Consider the following 17,824-nt stretch of genomic DNA (forward strand, 5'->3'; position numbering starts at 1 on the left):
CGCGGGGGAGGGAGCGGTGGCGCTGGCGCGGGAACGCTCCCCTGTGGGATCGGAGCGTCTCGGGGAAGGGGTTGCCGGTATGGGCTTGGTCAGTCTTCTCGCGCTGGTGGTGCTGGCGGCGATCGTGGCGTGGATCGTCGGGTCGATCGTGCTGCGCGCCGTGGGGATGCTGTTGATAGTCGCGGGCCTCGTCGTGACGGTCTCCGCGCCGGACGGTGGTCGGGCTGCTGGTGATGCTGACGCTCGGGCTGGCAGGGCACTGGCTCTACGCGTTCCGTCACCACGTCTACGCCGGCCCGCTGGTCGAGCGCGTGTTCCTCCAGTTGCTGCCCGCGCGGCTGGACCCGACGCGCAACTGGATGTAGAGCGCACGCGCGCCGGTGAGGTGCGAGTGCTGGCGTGAGGCCTTGCACCGGATCAGCGAGCCACCTACATTCGCGAGCGCTGCAAGATGCACCAACTGAAAAGCGGCCCGGCGGTGCGCTAACACCCCGGGCCCGGCACCGAAAGGACACTTTCGATGCAGGACCATTGTTCCCGATCGGCCGCGCCTGGCGCGGAGGCCGGTCGATGCTGTGCGCGCCGGTCCGAGGAGAACGACGAACCGGCGGTGGTGGTCTCGCGTGAGGCGCGGGATGCGATCCGTACCGAGCTGATGATCGTGCTGCGCGGCATCGGCGAGATCCACACCGCCGCTGACCATGGCGATTATGCGAGGGCGCGAGCGCTTCGCCGCCGTCACGGCGACGTTCTGCGGTTGCTGGATGACCTGGGCTGGAGTCCGGAGGACCCCGGCGAGCGGTTCGCCATCACGATGCCCACGCCTGGGCTCGTGCGGGTGCTGCGGCTGCTGGAGGCGCACACCGTCGAGGCGCTCGACGCGCACGTGCGCGACGGAGGCGACCACGCGCGGCAGTCGGTGCGATACGTGCTGGCGCTGGTCGCGGCGTGCGGCTCGATCGTGACGCAGCTCGTCGGCGCCGACGAGCCCGACCCCGAGCGGGAGGGCTGAACGGTGCCGCAGAAAAGATCGCGCGCCGTGCTCGGACCAGAGTTCGTAGCGCTCGGCAGAGCGGCGCGGGAGGTCCGCGCCCGCCGGGACCTCTCCCAGGAGGTGCTGGGGTCTCGGGGCGGGCTGCATCGCAACTACGTCGGCGCGATCGAGCGCGGCGAGATCAACCCGACCTTCCGGGTGCTGAGCAAGCTCGCCTATGGACTCGACGTCCCGCTCTCGGAGCTGTTCCTGCTCTACGAGGCGCGACAGCGGGAGGAGGCGATCAGGCGATGAGAGCGACGACCTTCCGCGCGGACGACGACACGCTCGCGCGCCTGAGCACCGTGTCCGAGCGGCTCGGGATCGCGAAGGCGGCGTTCGTCCGGGAGGCGACGATCGCGCGGATAGCGAGCGTGGAGGCGACCGAAGGGCTCGCTGGCGAGCACGTCGAACGGGTCGTGCGCGAGCGCGTGAACGAAGCGGTGCTGCCGCTCCATGCGCGCCTGCGGCGCCTTGAGCTGCATATCGCTCACCGTCCGCGCCGAGGAGCGCCGCACTCCGCGTTCTCGATCGCGGGGACGCCCTTCATCAAGTGGAACTCCTGCGTGATGAAACCGACCTCGTTGCGACGGTAGTCCGCAGCCTCGTTGGCCGAGAGGAGCGCGAGGTCATCACGCCGGCTCCTCGGCTGGATAGCAGGCGTTCCATCGCCGTCGGCTCCGATCGGTCGCATCGGGTCCGTAGGGAGCCCGGGCCCGCGCCTCCTATGCAGAGGTCAGTCCGCGTACGACGCGCATCGTGCGCATGTTCGGGAGCTGGATGCGGGGAAGTGGTCCGGCGCTGTGCAGGGTGCGGCGGGCGGTCGGGTGCACGTCGGGGTGGCGTGCGTCGTCTTTGGAGAGGTACATCGCGACCGCAGCTCCTTCATCTCTGTTCTCCGTTCGTAGCACCGTCCCGATACGGAATAGGCTAGATGATATAGCGCCATATGTCCAGCTCGGCAACTCGCCAAACATCGGGCTTCCGATGGGTCGGCTGGTGCGGTCGGCCGGGGTAGGGCGCCGCGAAGCCGCCGCGGCAACGGCGAGATGCGAGTCACTCGGGACTCAAGCAGGACTCAAACATGCATTCGGAGTCATTCAATTGGTGGCCATTGCGCTTGCTCTGAACTGTTTGCGCCCGGCCGGTTGAGATGGTAGCTATAGCATTTAGTATCTATCCTAGAGAGAGGGTGCGCAATGCGACGGTTGCTGGTCGGAGCCGTATTGGCCGTACTGCTGGGTTGCCTGCTGCCTGCGGCCGCGAGCGCGTTGGACGTCGATGTGACGGCGGCGCCGTACAGTGCCGCCGGTGACGGGGTGACGAACGATCGGCTCGCGATCCAGAGCGCGATCGACGCGGTCAACGCGGCCGGCGGCGGGACGGTGACGCTGCCGGCGTCGAGAACGTTCCTGTCCGGCAACCTGCGGCTGAAGTCGAACGTAGAGCTGATCATCGCCAGAGGGGCGACGCTGAAGCAGAGCCAGACGGTCGCACACTACGACTACACCCCTCTCAGAGGGATGATCATCGACCTCACGATCCCGTGGAACTTCACCTTCTACCGGAACTTTCCGCTCGTCTACGCGGCATCGGCGAGAAACGTGAAGGTGACCGGCAGAGGCACGATCGAGATGACCCACCTGCCGAACGTCGCCGACACGATCCTCAACGACGCGATCGGCCTTTACCAGGTTACGGGCTTCGAGCTGGCGGACCTGCACGTGATCGGCGGCGGCGTCCCCTACATCGGCATCTACTTCAGCGACAACGGCTCGATGCACGACATGACGCTCAACGAGCCCTACAAGGACCCGGTCAGCGGCCTCGAGCTGATCAGCTCGCAGCACGTCGTCGTCGAGGACAACGTGATGCGCAACCCGGACGGCAGACCAGGGGTCACCGATGACGGGATCGCGCTCGGCACCATACACAGAGATCCGCGCTCGACCGGCTGGTGGAGAAGCGACGTGTCGGAGCCGCTCTCCGACGTGATCGTGCGCAACAACATCGTCGAGACGGAGTGCTGCAGCGCGCTCGCGTTCATCCCGTGGGCGTCGGTCACCGCCGACAAGCGCGACGGGGAGATGCGCAACATACTGATCGAGAACAACGTCCTCAACGCGCCGGCGACGTGGGACTCCGTCAAGTGCTGGTGCGACAACCCCTGGAACGGCCCGGGCGGCGCCGCGTACACCGCGACCGACAGCGATCAGGCGCAGATGACCAACATCCGCTTCTCCGGCAACACCTACGCCGGAAGAGTGAACGAGTTCATCAGAGCCAACATCGCGGGCGTTCGCGGCGCTCCGTTCCATCCCGGCGAACCGTTCATCCAGAACCCAGGGTTCGAGACGACCGGGACGTCCAGCTGGTCGACGGTCGGCACCGCGAGCCAGGTCGGTGCGACCGACGGGCTCTCGGTCGGCCAGTCGGGCAGATTCTACGGGTACATCCAGGACTTCAGAACGGGCTACACGGCGCTCGGCCAGGGCGTGGGGCTCGCGGCCAGCACGAGCTATCGCTATCGGGCGAGAGTCCAGACCAGCGGCGCGAACGTGCGCCTCTTCGTCCACAACCAGTGCACCAACACCACGGTCGCCGTGCTGAACGTCTCGGCGACGAGCTGGACGACGTACGACCTGCCGTTCACGACGACGACGGCCTGCTCGAACTATGAGATCGGGATCGACCCGGCCGGGTCGACGAGCGGGTGGGCGCGGATCGACGACGTCGAGCTGCACGGGCCGGCGATGGACGAGGGCGACCCCAAGTTCACCTACTCGGGCATGTGGCAGCAATGGCTGGACCCGGTCGACTTCGGCGGCACGCACCTGACGACGTCGAGCGCGGGCGCGACGGCGAACGTCACCTTCTACGGCACTGAGGCCAGATGGCGTGGCACGAGAGGCCCGAACATGGGCTACGCCGACATCTGGCTGGACGGCGTCTTCAGAGGCACCGTCGACCTCTACAGCGGCTCCTTCGCGACCGGTGCCGACCTGTGGAGCACGGGCACCGTCGCGAGAGGCTGGCACGTGCTGGGCATCCGGGCGCAGGGCGCGCGCAACCCGCTCTCGAGCGCCGACTACGTCGCGATCGACTCCGTCGCCGTCAGTGGGTACTGAGATGCGTTTGAGATGGCTGTTCGCGGCGCTCCTCGCCGCGCTGATCGCGTTTCCCGCCGCGGCGGCACGGTCGTGATCCCGGCCGGGAAAACGTTCCTGACCGGCTCGTTGAGAATCGGCAGCGGCACGACGCTGAGAGTCGACGGCACGCTGCTGCAGAGCCAGGACACGGCTCACTACTCACCGGCGGTCGAGCGCGGCCACGACCGCGCCGTGCCGCGCGCGCAGTGGGATCACATGTGGCTCGCCAACCAGCCGTTCCTCTTCTACGCGTAGGTGCCGTTGGGGGTGCCATTCTGCGCTGATCTCAGCGCACCTCAAAGCACGTCAAAGCCCGTCAGAGCAGCGAAATCAGCCGCACGAACGTCTGTTCGTCGTGTTCAAATCTCGGCGTCCTGAAGACACAAAACCCCTGCTACGGCGGGGGGTTTGTCGTTGTGGAGGGCCGCGAAGGACCACGAGAGCGGCCCGGCGCACGCCTTCCCGCTCGACCTGCACGAGGTCTCGCACCTCGGCCTCAACGACGTGAGAGACGCGATCGTGATCACCGCGTGGACGCCGGAGCGCGGCGTCTGGACGGTCGCGCGCAGACAACAGGGGGCCTAGGCCCATTGCGGGGCCGGGGAAGATGGACGACGGTGCATGCGGGCGCGAGGTCGCGCCGTCCGAACGAAAGGGAATTCGATGCGCCGTCTCCGATCCGCCGCCGTCGCGGCACTGACCGCTGTCGCCGCAGCGGCGGGCGCCGCCAGTGCCCAGGCCGCCTGGCTGCCAGGCCCGACCTACGGCGACGGCGGACTCGCCGGCCTCGTCGGGATCGGCGCTGACGCCTCCGGCGCGACGACCGTCGCGTGGCTTCAGCGGACGGGCGCGTTCGACGACCCCTCCCAGGTGCGCGTGCAGCGGATCTCGTCAGGCGGCGCCGCGGGCACGGCCCGGACGGTCGGCATGGCGGGCGGCCCGGTCGGCTCGGTGCCATCGAGCGCGAGCGTCGCGGTCGCGCGCTCGGGCGCCGCGGTCGTCGCGTGGGTCACGCCCGACGGCGACGCGCAGCTCGTCGCGCTCGGCGCCGACGGCGCGCCCGGGCCCATCCGCACCCTCGCCGCGGACGTCGCGCCCGGGACCGTGCGGACCGGCGTCGACGAGACCGGCAACGCGACGGTCGCGTGGATCGGCGACGCCGACGCACCGAGCGGGCCCACGCTCCGGGTGCGGCGGATCGCCGCCGACGGCAATGCCGGCGCGCCGGTCGACCTCGGCGAACCCGCCGACGCGCGGCCGGCGCTCGCGGTCGCCCCCGGCGGCCAGGCGTACGTCGCGTGGCGAGCCGAGGTCCCGCCGGCGACGGACGCGGTCGTGCGCGTCGCGCGACTCGGCGCGGGCGGAACGCTCGCCAGCGGTCCCGCGACCGTTTCGGCGCCGAATCGAAAAACGGTGGCCGTGACGGTCAGCGCCAGTGCGTCCGGCGCGATCGTCGACTGGGCGGAGACGGTCGAAGATGACACGACCTACGGCCGCACGACGCGGCTGCGCGACAGCGGCGGCGTCGTCGGCGTGGCGCTCCGCCAGCTGGAGATGGCGGGGATCGGCCCCGGCGGGGCTGCGTCGACGATCGCCGACGACGGCACCGTCACGACCGTCTGGTACCAGAACACGACGCTCGGCGCCGGGGAGCTGAGCGCGCGCCGCGTGAGCGCAGACGGGACCGAGTCGATCCGCACGCTCATGACCACGACGTCGATGACGGAGGTCGAGCTGCTGCCGGCGATCGCGTCCGCCCCGGACGGCGGCGCGTTCCTCACGACGGTGGGCATCGAGTCGTTCGACGGCCTGACGCCGACGTTCAAGCTGCTCGCGCGCAAGCTCGCCGCCGACGGCACCGCGTCGGCGCCGCAGACGCTCGGTAGAGTCGAGGCCGGCTTGGCATTCCTGGCCGGCTCGGCCTCGATCGCCGCCGACGGACACGGCAGCGCGACGGTCGGCTGGTATGTCGGCGCCGCCCCCGACAACCTCTCGTTCACGACGGCGAACTACGACGCGCACCCGCCGACGGTCGACGCGACGATCCCGGCGACCGCGACCGTCGGCGAGGACGTCGTCTTCTCCGCGCGCGCGAGCGACCCGAGCGGCGTCACCGGATTCGCGTGGGAGTTCGGCGACGGCAGCGGGGCGCGCGGCGAGACGGTGCGGCACGCGTACGCGCGGCCGGGCGCGTACCCGATCGAGCTGACGGTGACCGACAGAAGCGGCGACGCGGCCGTCGTCAGACGGACGCTGACGGTGACCGCCGCCGCGACGCCACCCGGGTCGCCGCAGCCGCCCGGGCTTCCGCAGCCGCCCGCGAGAGAAGCGCCGCGCGCCGCCACCGGCCTGAAGCTGACGAAGGCGCTGCGCAGCGGCGCGAAGGTGACGGTCGCGGGGACGATCTCGCGCCACTCGGGCGGACACGTGACGATCGCCTACCGCGCGAAGGTCGGCCGCAAGACGGTCATGAAGCGGGGGACGGCGCGGATCGTGCGCGGCCGCTTCGTCGCGACCGTGAGACTGCCGCGCGCACTCGCCCGCTCGCGCGCCCGCGCGACGGTGACGGTCACGTACAGCGGCGACGCGGACACGCGCCCCGCGACCGCGAGACGCGCCGTCGCGCTCGCCAGAAGAGCGCCCGCGAGAAGAGGCGCGGCGCGCAAGCGGTAGCGGCGCGGGCGGCGAGCGGCGCGGGCGCACGGCTGCGCGAGAACGCTTGCCCGGTGCGCTTCGGGCATGCGAGCAGGAGCGCATCAGCTCGATCAAGTAGCTGCTGTCGTCACCTACGCCGAAGCCGGAGCGACGGCAGCACCGTGGTGATCGGCGCGGAGGACTACCCGGCTCCGGCGTCCGCCTGAGTCACGCGGGGTCGTCGAGCGGGACCCTCAGGGCAGTGCGAAGCGCAGGACCTTCTTGGCCACCGAGCGGTACTGGCGGCCGAGGCGGCCGCTCGCGTAGGGCAGCCCGTGGCGCTCGCAGACCGCGCGGACGCGGGGCGCGATCTCGGGATACCGGTTGCTTGGGAGGTCGGGGAAGAGGTGGTGCTCGATCTGGAACGAGAGATGGCCGCTCATGAGGTGGAACAGCCGGCTCCCGTCGAGGTTGCAGGAGCCGAGCAGCTGGCGGACATACCAGCCGCCGCGGGACTCGTCCTCGAGCTGCTCCTCGCTGAACGTCTCAGCGCCCTCGGGCAGGTGACCCATGAAGACGATCGTGTGGGTCCAGACGCTGCGCAGGACATTCGCGGTCAGGTTGGCCAGGGCGGTGCGGCGGGCCGAGCGGCCGGACAGGGCGGGGAACAGCACGTAGTCCTTGGCGAACTGGCGCCCCGCCTTGCGCATGAACGCGCGCACCTCCCGCCGCGCCTGGGAGGCGGGCTTCGTGCCGTTGCGCACCGCGTCGAGCTCCATGTCGTAGATCGCGATCGCCCATTCGAAGACAAACGCGAGCGCGACGGCGTAGAGCGGCTGGAGCAGGTACGCCGGATGCCACGGCTGGTCGGGATGCACGCGGATCGCCGAGTAGCCGAGGTCGCGGTCCTTGCCGACCACGTTCGTGAACGTGTGGTGCTGGTAGTTGTGGGCGTGCTTCCACGACTGCGCTGTCGACACCGCGTCCCACTCCCACGTGGCCGAGTGGATCCGCGGGTCGCGCATCCAGTCCCACTGCCCGTGCATGACGTTGTGGCCGATCTCCATGTTCTCGAGGATCTTGGCCACCGTCAGGAGCGCGGTGCCGGATGCCACCGCCGGGCGGGAGCGCCCCGCGATCAGGAGGATGCGTGCGCTCGCCTCGAGCGTGCGCTGGACGCTGACCACGCGGCGGATGTAGGCGGCGTCGCGTTCGCCGAGGTCGGCTCTGACCGCGTCTCGGATCGCGTCGAGCTCGCGCGCGATCGCGTCCAGGTCGTCCGGGGTGAGCCGGTCGAGCGGGTTCGCGGCGTCTGGATCCAGCACGGGGGTCTCCTGGGCAGGCGGGGTCACAGCTCGATCTCGACCGGCCCGGCCGCGACGGACACGCATGTCTGGACCATGTCGCCGGGTGCGCCGACGGCGCCGGTGCGGAGGTCGCGGACGAAGCCCGCCCGCAACGGTCCGACGCACGTCCGGCAGACCCCGGCGCGGCAGCCGCTCGGCAGCAGCGCGCCGGCGGCTTCGCCGGCGGCGAGCAGCGTCGTGGCCCCGTCGGCGTTCACGGTGACGCCGCTGCGCGTGAACGTGACGGATCCGCCCGGTGCGGCGGCGGCACCCGCGCCGGCCGCCACGCTCGACTGGAACCGTTCGGTGCGCAGGCGGGAGCGCGCACCGCTCGCGGCGAAGTGCGCTTCCAGCCCGTCAAGCAGCTCGCCAGGGCCGCAGGCCCAGGTCTCGCGCTGCCTCCAGTCCCGCACGAGTCCTACGATCGTCGCGGCGGACGGGCGTCCGAGGCGTGACGTGTGATGCTCGTGGAGCGCGAGCCTGCGCTGCCCGGCGAGCCGGCGCAGCTCGCTGGCGAAGATGACGCTGTCCGGCTCACGGTCGATGTGGACGACGGTCACGTCGCGCGGCGCGTTCGACCGCGCGAGCGTGCGCAGCATCCCCATGACGGGCGTGACGCCGCTGCCCGCCGTGATGAAGAGCAGCCGCTCGGAGTCGTCGTCGGGCAGCACGAAGTCGCCCGTCGCCTCGCCGAGGTAGACGACCGCGCCGGGGGACGTCCGACGGACGAGGTGGGAGGAGACGACGCCGTCGCGCACCGCCTTGACCGTGATCGCGATGCAGCCGTCGGCGGCGCGCGGCGGCGACGTCAGCGAGTAGCTGCGCTGGTGGCGCACGCCATCGACCTCGACGCCGACCGTGACGTGCTGGCCGGCGCGATGATCGCGCCAGCCCGCTCCGGGACGGATCGCGATCGTGGCGCTGTCCGCTGTCTCGTGCCGCACCGCGACCACGCGCCCGGCGAGCTGCCGTCTCGACCACAACGGGTTGACCAGCCCCAGGAAGTCGTCTGGCAGCAGCGGGGTGGTCAGCAGGCTCGCCGCATCCCACAGGCGGCCCCGAGCCCGCCGCCTGTGCTCGGCGAATACGCGCATCGACCGGGACGTTAGCGGTGCGCGCTGCCCGCCGCGCGGAGCTCCCAGGTGGCTGCCGACGAGCGCACTGCGGCGTCGGCAGCGCCGGCGAGGCGATGCGGTGGACACGTCGGCGCTGCACCAGCTTGTCGCCAATCGCGAGCGCACATCGACCACTTCCCCAGTCAGGCGGAACCAGCCGCATTGACGGCTCGATCAGCACCAGCCTGGACCGCGCAGGTGCGACGGCATCCGGATGGCCCCAGGGCGGCATCGGTGGGCGGGAAGGGGTCCGCGTGAGCGGCTGCGCGGTGACCACGGCCCGGGCTTCGTCGACGTGCCGATGAGCGGGACCGGCGGCGGCGCGTCGGCGGGGCCGCAGGGCGATCCGGGGCCGCAGGGGGCGCCCGGGCAGCAGGGCGTCGCGGGGGCGCAGGGCGCGCCGGGCGCCGACGGCGGCCAGGGGCCGCGGGGCACGCCCGGTGCGAACGGGTCGCAGGGGCCGCAGGGAACGGCGGGGCAGGCAGGCGCGGTCGGACCCACCGGTCCGGCCGGGCCCACCGGTCCGGCCGGCAAGGCCGGGCGCGATGCCCGCGTCACCTGCACGACCGAGACCGTCAAGCGCAAGCCGAAGACGACCTGCAAGGTGACCTACCCGCCGTCGGCCAGGCAGCCGCGGTCGGCGACGGCCCGTCTCACCCGCGGCGGCCGCACCTACGCCGCCGGCAGTGCAACGCGCCTGACCGGCACCCGCAAGCTCCCGCGCGGCACCTACGCGCTGCGCGTCACGCACGGCGGCCGCACGATGACCGCGACGGTCAAGCTCTAGCCACGGCGGTCCGCCGCCCTCGCGCGGCCGGCGGACCGTTACCGTCCCACTTGTTGAAGGACGCCGGCGATCTCCTGGCCGATGACCGGGAGCTGCGGTCCCCAGTTCTTGACGACCGTTTCGTAATTGCTCCCCGCGAAGTTGCCGGCGGGGATTCACGGCGAAATCACATGTGGACCTGGCGCGTGCGGTTACGTTCACGGGGCCAACCAGCAGCTTCATCAATCGTGAAGGGGACACATCATGAAGTTGGAATTGTCGCGGATCCGGGTCGCGCGGACCCGCCGCGCCATGGCCGCCACTGCGGCCGCCGCCTGCGCCGTCCTTGCCGTCGGGGTCGCGCCGGCCTCGGCGGTGACCACCAGATTGACCGACGTCAAGATCAATGAGGTCGAGTCCAACGGCGACGCCGTCCACGGCGACTGGATCGAGCTCTACAACACCGGCAGAGTCGTCAACGATGAGGTCGACCTCTCGGGCGTGATCCTGTCTGACAGTGACAACACCCACCGGGTCCTCATCCCCGCCAGAACGTTCCTGGGTGTCGGCGAGTGGGCGGCCTTCCGTGTCGACGACCCCGCCGTCTCCGGCAACTTCGGTCTCGGCGCCGCCGACTCTGCTCGCCTGTTCCCCGCCGGCACCGTCAACCTCGGGTCGACCACGCCGGCCGACTCCTACTCCTGGACGGCGCACGCCGCGACCACTTACGGCCGCAACCCGGACGGCACGGGCACCTTCCAGACCACCGCGGCGGCCACGTTCGGCGACGCCAACGACTTCGGCCTCCCGTCGATCGGCAACATCACCGGCATCAAGCTCAACGAGGTCGAGTCCAACGGCGACGCCACCAACGGCGACTGGGCGGAGCTGTACAACACCACCGGCTCGGCGATCAACATCGACGGCGCGATCATCACCGACAGCGACCCGGCCCACCAGTTCGTCATCCCGTCCTCGACGCCGGACCTTCCCGCGGGCGGCTACGTCGCCTTCCGCGTCGACGACCCGGCGGTCGCGGGCAACTTCGGCCTCGGCGCTGCTGACGCCGTGAAGCTCTACGCCCCCAACGACGTCACCCTCAGCAGAGTCGTCGACCAGGTCACCTGGTCGTCCCACGCGACCATCACCTGGGGACGCACCGTCGCCGGAGCCGGCAGCTGGGCCCAGACCTCGGTCAGCACGTTCGGCGCGGTCAACCAGTTCAGCGGCGTCACGGCCCCCAACCTGACCGGCGTGGTCGTCAACGAGGCCGAGAGCCACGGCGACGACACCAACGGCGACTGGATCGAGCTGAAGAACACCACCGGGACCAGAGTGAACCTGGACGACGCGATCCTCTCCGACAACGACAACAGCCACGTCTTCCGGATCCCCGCCGCCACCCCGGACCTGGCCGCCGGAGCAGTGGCCGCCTTCCGGGTCGACGACCCCGCCCTCGGCGACGGGCAGTTCGGTCTGGGCGACGCCGACTCGGCCCGCCTCTTCAGAGCCGACGCCGTCGACCTGGCCGCGGCGCCGGCGGTCTCCAGACAGTCGTGGAGCACGCACGCGCTGCAGACCCTCGGGCTCAACGGCAGCGGCGTGTTCGCGGCGACCAACAAGGGCACCTTCGCGGCGGCGAACGACTTCACCTCCACGGTGACGCCGGACATCTCCTACGTCGTGCTCAACGAGGTCGTCTCCACCGGTGACGTCACCAACGGCGACTGGGTGGAGCTGTACAACACATCCGGCGTGACGATCGACATCGGCGGCGCGATCATCGCCGACAGCACGAACGCCAACACCTACACGATCCCCGCCAGAACGACGATCGCGGCCGGCAGAACGTTCGTGCTCAGAACCGAGGCCACGGCCGGCTTCGGCCTGGGGAGCGACGACGCCGTCCGCCTCTACCGCGCCGGCGGCACGGTCGGCACCTCCATCCCGGTCGACCACTTCGAGTGGAGCCAGCACGCGGCCGGGTCCTACGCCCGCCAGTCCAGCGGTCTGGGCATCTGGACCGTGGACGCCACCCCGTCCTACGACGCCGCCAACTAACGGCAACGTCTGAAACCGCCGCGGATGCCGTCGGGGCCTTGCGCCCCGGCGGCGTTCCGTCGTTGTGCACCAGTTCAGAAACGCAAAGAGCTGGCGCAAGCTGATCACATAACGTTAACTCTGTGACGGCCGCCTGAGATCACGATGGCGTGGTTATGGGCGTAGGGCCGCGGGGCGGCGCGCGTCCCGTCCCCATCCTCCAGGAGTCGCATGTCCCCTCGATCTTCGTCGCGGCCGGGGTGCCGCGCGGTGTTCGCCGGTATCGCAGCGGCGCTCACGCTGACCGGCGGGCTGACGCTCGCGCCGGCGCAGCTGCCGCTCGCGCCCGTCGCTGCCCACGCCGCCGACACCGACATCGTCAACATCCCCGATGCCAACCTGAAGGCCAGACTCAACACGAGACTCGGCTCTGGCCGGCCGGCGACTCAGGACATCACCGTTGGCGAGGCGGCGAGTCTGTTCGGCTCGTACTCGCTCACCGGGCCGTTCGCCGATCTCACCGGCCTGGAGGCGTTCACGAACGTCAGGGGCATCACGATCGCGGGGATCTCCGCGAGACAGGCCAGCACGTACACGAGCCTCGCGCCGCTGGCGGGGCTGACGAACCTCACGTCGCTGCACCTGCAGAGCGGCAAGGCGCGCAACCTGAGACCGCTGGCGGGTCTGACGAACCTGGCGGCCCTCACGGTGCAGGGCCAGGGCGTGACCAATCCGACGCCGCTGGCGTCGCTGACGAACCTGACGTCGCTGAACCTGACCAACAACGCGATCAGCGATGCCAGCCGGCTGCCGCAGCTGCTGAACCTGACGACGCTGGACCTGACGCGAAACCGGATCACGAACCCCGCGCCGCTCGTCGGCAAGGTCGATCCCGCGAAGATCAGGACGCTTGGCCTCGCGGTCAACCGGATCGCGGACGCGTCGTCGCTGGCGGTCCTCGGCGACAGCAGACTTGTCGACTACACGAGCTCCGGCGAAGGGCTGCTGCTGTCGAGCAACCGGATCACCGACTTCACGCCGTTCGACAGCTGGAGCAGACCGCCGTCGTGGGATCAGACGGACTCCCAGCAGCTCTACGTGGGGGCATACCAGCCCGGCGGGGTCGTCCTGCCGGCGCTGAGACAGAGCGCCGCGATCACCGATTCGCTGAAGGTCGAGCCGAGCTCCGTGGGCAGCTACGACCCTGCGACGGGACGAGTCACGCTGGCCGACGAGAGCGCCGCGAGCGTCGAGCTGATGTCGATGGTTCCCGGCGACTCGTCGCCGCAGCCGCGCTGGACGGTGAACTTCTCCGACCCACCGGTCGCTCCCGTCGACGGCACGCCGCCGACGGTGACCGGCACCAGCGAGGTCTGGTCGACGCTCCAGGTGACCGATCCCGGCACGCTGGGCGCCGAGCCCGATGAGCCCGCGTGCTCGCCATCGAGCCTGCGATACCAGTGGCTGAGTGACGGCGTGGAGATCGTCGCCAACCCGCACGTCACCGACCCGGACAGCGACACCATTCATCCGGGGGCCGGCCTGCCGATCGGGCCGACCTACACGGTCTGGCCGCGCGACCTCGGGCGCAGACTCTCGGTGCGGGTGACGTGCGCGGACGCGAGCGGGCAGGGGACGTCGGCGCCGACGCCGGTCGTCACCAACGGCGAGGCGGAGAAGCCGGTGATCGGGACGCTCGACGGCGGCCAGGTCCGGGTCGACTCGTCGTCGACCGCGTCCTTGCTCGTCGCCGGACGGTCCGGGGTGGCGCTCGACCCGGACGGCACGAGAGTGCCGTTCCACGTCGCCCAGCTTGGCGCCGACGGACGGCTGACCGATCCGTCGCAGCTGAGACTCAGCGCGACCGCGGCGAACGAGCACAACGACCCGAACCGCGATCCGGCGACGGTGCTCGCGCCTGGCGACATCGAGTTCGGCGGCAGCGGCTCCAACCGCTGGGTCGTGCTGCGGCCCAAGAAGGAGACGGCGGAGCCCAGCGGCGGCAGCATCGCGCCCCCGCTGCGCGTCACCGTCACGGTCACCGGCCCGTCGGGCAAGACCGAGCAGGTGTCGTTCATCTACGAGGTCTCGCGCGCGACGACGCCGACCAGCCGCGTGCTGCTGGCGACGTCGGACGCCTCGACCGCGATCGCGGTCGGCGACGGCCACCTGCTGGTCGCCGACGACGAGCGCGCCCCGATCCGGCTCTACGACGCCCGCGTCTCGGGCCGTGAGCTCACGACCTTCACCCCCGGCCCGACCGGCGGCGAGGTCGACTTCGAGTCCGCGGCGCGCAAGGGCGACGCGATCTACTGGCTCGGCTCGCACGGCAACAGAAAGGACGGCGGCGGCCAGGCGAGCCGTCACCGCATCTACCGGACGAGACTGACCGGCCGTGGCCCCAACGCGAGAATCGAGCCGGTCGGCACGCCGTACCAGAGGCTGCGCACCGATCTGGCAGAGTGGGATCGCACCGAGCACGACGGTTCGCTGGGGCTCTACGCCGCCGGCGTGGGCAAGATCCCGCCGGACCGTCTCAACGGCTTCAACATCGAGGGCGCCGAGTTCTCGCCCGACGGCAGCTCGCTCTACCTCGGCTTCCGCTCACCGGTCGTGCCGCCGGAGTCCGGCGGCAGAGCGCTGATCGTGCCGCTGGAGAACGTCGAGGAGCTGACCGCCGGCACCGCGAGAGCGGCCGAGTTCGGCGACCCGATCCTGCTCGACCTCGACGGCCAGAGCATCCGCGAGATCCGCAAGAACGCCGCCGGCGAGTACCTGATCCTCTCCGCCACGGCGGGGCTGCCCACCGCTGCGACCGAGCAGGCGCTGTGGGCGTGGGACGGCGATCCGCACGTCGCCCCCGTGCGGCTTACCACCCACGTCGCGCGCGACCTCGAGCCCGACCACGCCGACAATGCCGGCGCCTGGGAGGGAATCGGCGAGGTCCCGGCGCGCCTGGCTCCGGGGCAGCAGGTCCGTCTGCTGATGGACCAGGGCTACGTCGAGCTCTACGGATCTGGCGTGGAGAACAAGGACGACAGCAACGACTGGACGCGCAAGTCGCGCACCGACCTGGTCGAGCTGACCGGCGCGGTCGGAACGCTCGCCGCGTCGAGCGCAACGTCGATCGCGTTCCCCGCGCAGGCGGCGCAGACGACCGGCGCGCCGAGAATCGTCACCGTCACCAACAGCGGGTCGGGCAAGCTGCGGATCGGCAGAGTGGGCGGGACCGACGCGGACGGCACGTCGTTCGACGACTTCCTCGTCAGCCGCAACGAGTGCAGCGACGAGGTGCTCGTGCCGGGCGCCTCGTGCAAGATCGGCCTGCGCTTCTCGCCCGCGCGGCAGGACGTGACCTCGAACGCGACGCTGGTCGTGAAGACGAACACGGCGAGCGGCGAGCTGTCGGTGCCGCTGTCGGGCACCAGCACCGCGCTCCCCACCGGCCCCGGCGGTGACGATGGCTCGGATGGCGCCGACGGTGCCGACGGCGCGAGAGGAGACGCCGGCGCCGCGGGCAGAGACGGCGCTGGTGGCCCTGTCGGGCCCGCGGGCCCGCTCGGACCGATCGGCCCGAAGGGCGACACCGGCGTGCCGGGCAGAGACGGCACGTTCTCGCTGAGCACCACCCGTTCCACCGCGACGAGAGTCCGCCGCGGCCGCACCGCGACCGTGTCGCTGCGCGTCAGGAACGGCACCGCCGCGGCGTTCGACGGCTCGACGCTGACCGCGTCGGCGCCGAAGGCGCTCGAGGCCCACGGCCGCACGGTCAAGCTGGGGCGTCTCCGCGCCGGCGAGTCGCGCACGGTCCGTCTGCGCCTGACGATCGGCCGCACCGCCCGCGTCGGCACGCACGTCGTCACGGTCCGCATGCGGGTCGGCCGCGAGACGGTGACGCAGACAGTCCAGCTGCGCGTCACGCGGTAGGCAGCGCATGTCGAGAACGGGCGGTCGGCTCCGACTCATGGGCACCGGCGGCCAAAGGGGCCGCCAACACGCAGAGGAGCACGAACGATGACCAAGGTGACCGCCCAGATGTCGGTGTCCCTCGACGGCTTCTACACCGGACCGCGGGACACGCGGAACCCCAAGGAGATGAGTGGCTGGATGCGGGGCCCCGAGGCGCCCGGCTTCTTCCGGATCACCCGCTGGGCCGTCGACGCCATGGGCTGGCGTGAGCGGATGGGCTTCGCCGGCGGCGAGCAGTCGATCAACTCGGAGATCATCGAGGAGACGTTCGCGGCGGCCGGTGCCTACGTCATGGGCCGGCGCATGTTCGACGCCGGCGAGGTCCCCTGGGGCGAGGAGCCGCCGTTCCACGCACCGGTGTTCGTCGTCACCCACCGTACCCGGGACGTCCTCGAACGCCAGGGTGGTACCTCCTTCACCTTTGTCACCGAAGGACTCGAGCGGGCCGTCGAGTTGGCCCGGGACGCTGCCGGCAGCAAGGACGTGGCGGTGGCCGGCGGCGGGGAGCTTCTGCGCCAGGTGCTGAGCGCCGGGCTGCTCGACCAGCTCGAGTTGCACATCGCCCCGGTGCTGCTGGGCGACGGCCAGCGCCTGTTCGATCCCAGCCTCGGCCTCGGCGCCGACGACGGCATCGAGCTGGTCCCGACCCGGGTCGTCGAGGCGCCTGAGGTCACCCACATTCGCTATACCGTCACCGGGCGGTCGAAGCTGGTGCTGGACGATCGCGGCGCCAGCGGCGACCTGGTCGGACCGGCCCAGCCGGAGTAGCGAGAGAGGAGCGAGCTGTGAAGTACATGCTGCTGATCTACGGCAACGAGGAAGCGTTCAACTCGGTGGGTGCGGAGACGCTCGCCGAGATCATCCGCGAGACCGATGCCCTCAACCGGGAGCTGGTCGAGTCGGGTGAGCTGGTCGGCGGCTATGGCGTGGCCGACCAGGTGAACGCCAAGATGGTCCGGGTCACCGCCGGGACGCCGGTGGTGACCGACGGCCCCTACGCCGAGGCCAAGGAGTACCTCGGCAGCTTCACGATCCTCGACTGCGACAGCATGGAACGGGCTCTGGAGATCGCGGCCCGCAACCCATCGGCGCGCTACTGGGGTGTCGAGGTCCGGCCACTCGTGCACGAGGCCGACGTCGAGCGGTGACCGTCGGCTTGCGCTAGCGCCGTACGCGGTAGCGCAGGCTGACGACGCCCGACTGCCGGAACGTGCGCGTCGCCTCCAGCTCGAGACCGACGCGGTCGCGCAGCTCGGGCAGCAGCGGCGTGCCCTCGCCGATCAGCACGGGGTAGACGAGCACCTCGATCTGGTCGACCAGCTCCGCGCGCATCAGCGACGCGGCGAGGTGGGCGCCGCCGACGGTGATCAGGCCGTCGGTTTCGCGTTTGATCCGGGCGACCTCCTCGGCGGCGTCGCCTCTGACGAGGCGCGCGTTGCCGGTGACGGCATCGAGCGTGTTGGAGAAGACGACCTTCGGCGACTCGCGCCAGACGCGCGCGTACTGCGCGACCTCGGGGGCGGCGTTCGGGTCCTCGTCGGCTGTCGGCCAGTAGGACTCCATCAGCTCGAACAGCCTGCGGCCGTAGAGGCTGACGACGGTCGCCGCCTCCATCTCGTTCATGTAGGTGTGCGCCTCGGGGTCCGGGGCGGTCCAGGAGATGTCGTGGCCGGGGGCCTCCATGAAGCCGTCGAGCGAGACCTGCATGGCGTAGAGCAGCGTGGCGTTGGTCATGCGCGAAGAGACTGCCAGGGGCGCCGGAACTCATCGGC

The 17,824-nt window shown here is 70.9% G+C and carries 16 protein-coding genes; 13 read left to right on the forward strand and 3 right to left on the reverse strand.

Going from position 1 to position 17,824, the window contains the following annotated elements:
* Positions 1-215 precede the first annotated feature (215 nt).
* The 8 genes from CWOE_RS33310 to CWOE_RS07000 all read left to right on the forward strand — a co-directional run bounded on the left by CWOE_RS33310 (position 216) and on the right by CWOE_RS07000 (position 6,855).
* Positions 216-365, forward strand: coding sequence for a hypothetical protein (locus CWOE_RS33310; RefSeq protein WP_160165481.1), 150 nt, complete (start codon positions 216-218; stop codon positions 363-365).
* Positions 366-757: 392 nt separating this feature from the next.
* Positions 758-1,012 (forward strand): hypothetical protein, encoded by a 255-nt coding sequence (locus tag CWOE_RS32560; RefSeq protein WP_148260918.1) that lies wholly within the window; start codon positions 758-760, stop codon positions 1,010-1,012.
* A 27-nt stretch (positions 1,013-1,039) separates the two neighbouring features.
* Positions 1,040-1,288 carry a helix-turn-helix domain-containing protein gene (locus tag CWOE_RS06980; protein ID WP_049793193.1) on the forward strand — a complete coding sequence of 83 codons (249 nt, stop codon included), beginning with the start codon at positions 1,040-1,042 and terminating at the stop codon, positions 1,286-1,288.
* The gene (locus tag CWOE_RS06985; RefSeq protein WP_012932874.1) at positions 1,285-1,629 is read left to right on the forward strand and encodes a hypothetical protein; all 345 of its coding nucleotides are present in this window, start codon (positions 1,285-1,287) and stop codon (positions 1,627-1,629) included. Before CWOE_RS06980 ends, CWOE_RS06985 begins: the two co-directional genes overlap by 4 nt.
* A 630-nt stretch (positions 1,630-2,259) precedes the next feature.
* Complete coding sequence (locus CWOE_RS06990; RefSeq protein ID WP_236262251.1) at positions 2,260-4,161, forward strand: endopygalactorunase; 1,902 nt, start codon at positions 2,260-2,262, stop codon at positions 4,159-4,161.
* Positions 4,162-4,233: 72 nt separating this feature from the next.
* Entirely contained in the window at positions 4,234-4,437 is a 204-nt protein-coding gene (locus CWOE_RS06995) for a hypothetical protein (protein ID WP_041730204.1), read from the forward strand.
* A 153-nt stretch (positions 4,438-4,590) separates the two neighbouring features.
* Positions 4,591-4,767 carry a hypothetical protein gene (locus CWOE_RS33315; RefSeq protein WP_012932877.1) on the forward strand — a complete coding sequence of 59 codons (177 nt, stop codon included), beginning with the start codon at positions 4,591-4,593 and terminating at the stop codon, positions 4,765-4,767.
* A 78-nt stretch (positions 4,768-4,845) separates the two neighbouring features.
* Entirely contained in the window at positions 4,846-6,855 is a 2,010-nt protein-coding gene (locus CWOE_RS07000; protein ID WP_012932878.1) for a PKD domain-containing protein, read from the forward strand.
* Between the two features lie 215 nt (positions 6,856-7,070).
* Here CWOE_RS07000 and CWOE_RS07005 read toward each other — a convergent pair whose 3' ends face one another.
* Both CWOE_RS07005 and CWOE_RS07010 read right to left on the reverse strand, forming a co-directional pair.
* Complete coding sequence (locus CWOE_RS07005) at positions 7,071-8,141, reverse strand: fatty acid desaturase family protein (RefSeq protein WP_012932879.1); 1,071 nt, start codon at positions 8,139-8,141, stop codon at positions 7,071-7,073.
* Positions 8,142-8,164: 23 nt separating this feature from the next.
* Positions 8,165-9,256, reverse strand: a complete 1,092-nt coding sequence (locus tag CWOE_RS07010; protein WP_012932880.1) for a ferredoxin reductase — start codon at positions 9,254-9,256, stop codon at positions 8,165-8,167.
* A 322-nt stretch (positions 9,257-9,578) separates the two neighbouring features.
* On the opposite strand from CWOE_RS07010, the gene CWOE_RS07015 reads away from it, so the two are divergent.
* The 5 genes from CWOE_RS07015 (at position 9,579) to CWOE_RS07035 (ending at position 17,200) form a co-directional block, all read left to right on the forward strand.
* Entirely contained in the window at positions 9,579-10,064 is a 486-nt protein-coding gene (locus tag CWOE_RS07015) for a collagen-like protein (RefSeq protein WP_041730206.1), read from the forward strand.
* Between the two features lie 291 nt (positions 10,065-10,355).
* The gene (locus tag CWOE_RS30335; RefSeq protein ID WP_049793194.1) at positions 10,356-12,104 is read left to right on the forward strand and encodes a lamin tail domain-containing protein; all 1,749 of its coding nucleotides are present in this window, start codon (positions 10,356-10,358) and stop codon (positions 12,102-12,104) included.
* A gap of 249 nt (positions 12,105-12,353) precedes the next feature.
* Positions 12,354-16,010 carry a DUF3616 domain-containing protein gene (locus CWOE_RS30340; RefSeq protein ID WP_049793195.1) on the forward strand — a complete coding sequence of 1,219 codons (3,657 nt, stop codon included), beginning with the start codon at positions 12,354-12,356 and terminating at the stop codon, positions 16,008-16,010.
* An 87-nt stretch (positions 16,011-16,097) separates the two neighbouring features.
* Complete coding sequence (locus tag CWOE_RS07030) at positions 16,098-16,820, forward strand: dihydrofolate reductase family protein (RefSeq protein ID WP_012932884.1); 723 nt, start codon at positions 16,098-16,100, stop codon at positions 16,818-16,820.
* A gap of 17 nt (positions 16,821-16,837) precedes the next feature.
* Positions 16,838-17,200 carry a YciI family protein gene (locus tag CWOE_RS07035; protein ID WP_012932885.1) on the forward strand — a complete coding sequence of 121 codons (363 nt, stop codon included), beginning with the start codon at positions 16,838-16,840 and terminating at the stop codon, positions 17,198-17,200.
* Positions 17,201-17,213: 13 nt separating this feature from the next.
* Here the strand turns inward: CWOE_RS07035 and CWOE_RS07040 are convergent, their stop codons facing one another.
* Positions 17,214-17,786, reverse strand: coding sequence for a dihydrofolate reductase family protein (locus tag CWOE_RS07040; RefSeq protein ID WP_012932886.1), 573 nt, complete (start codon positions 17,784-17,786; stop codon positions 17,214-17,216).
* Positions 17,787-17,824 lie beyond the last annotated feature (38 nt).

Source organism: Conexibacter woesei DSM 14684 (assembly GCF_000025265.1).
Taxonomy (GTDB): domain Bacteria; phylum Actinomycetota; class Thermoleophilia; order Solirubrobacterales; family Solirubrobacteraceae; genus Conexibacter; species Conexibacter woesei.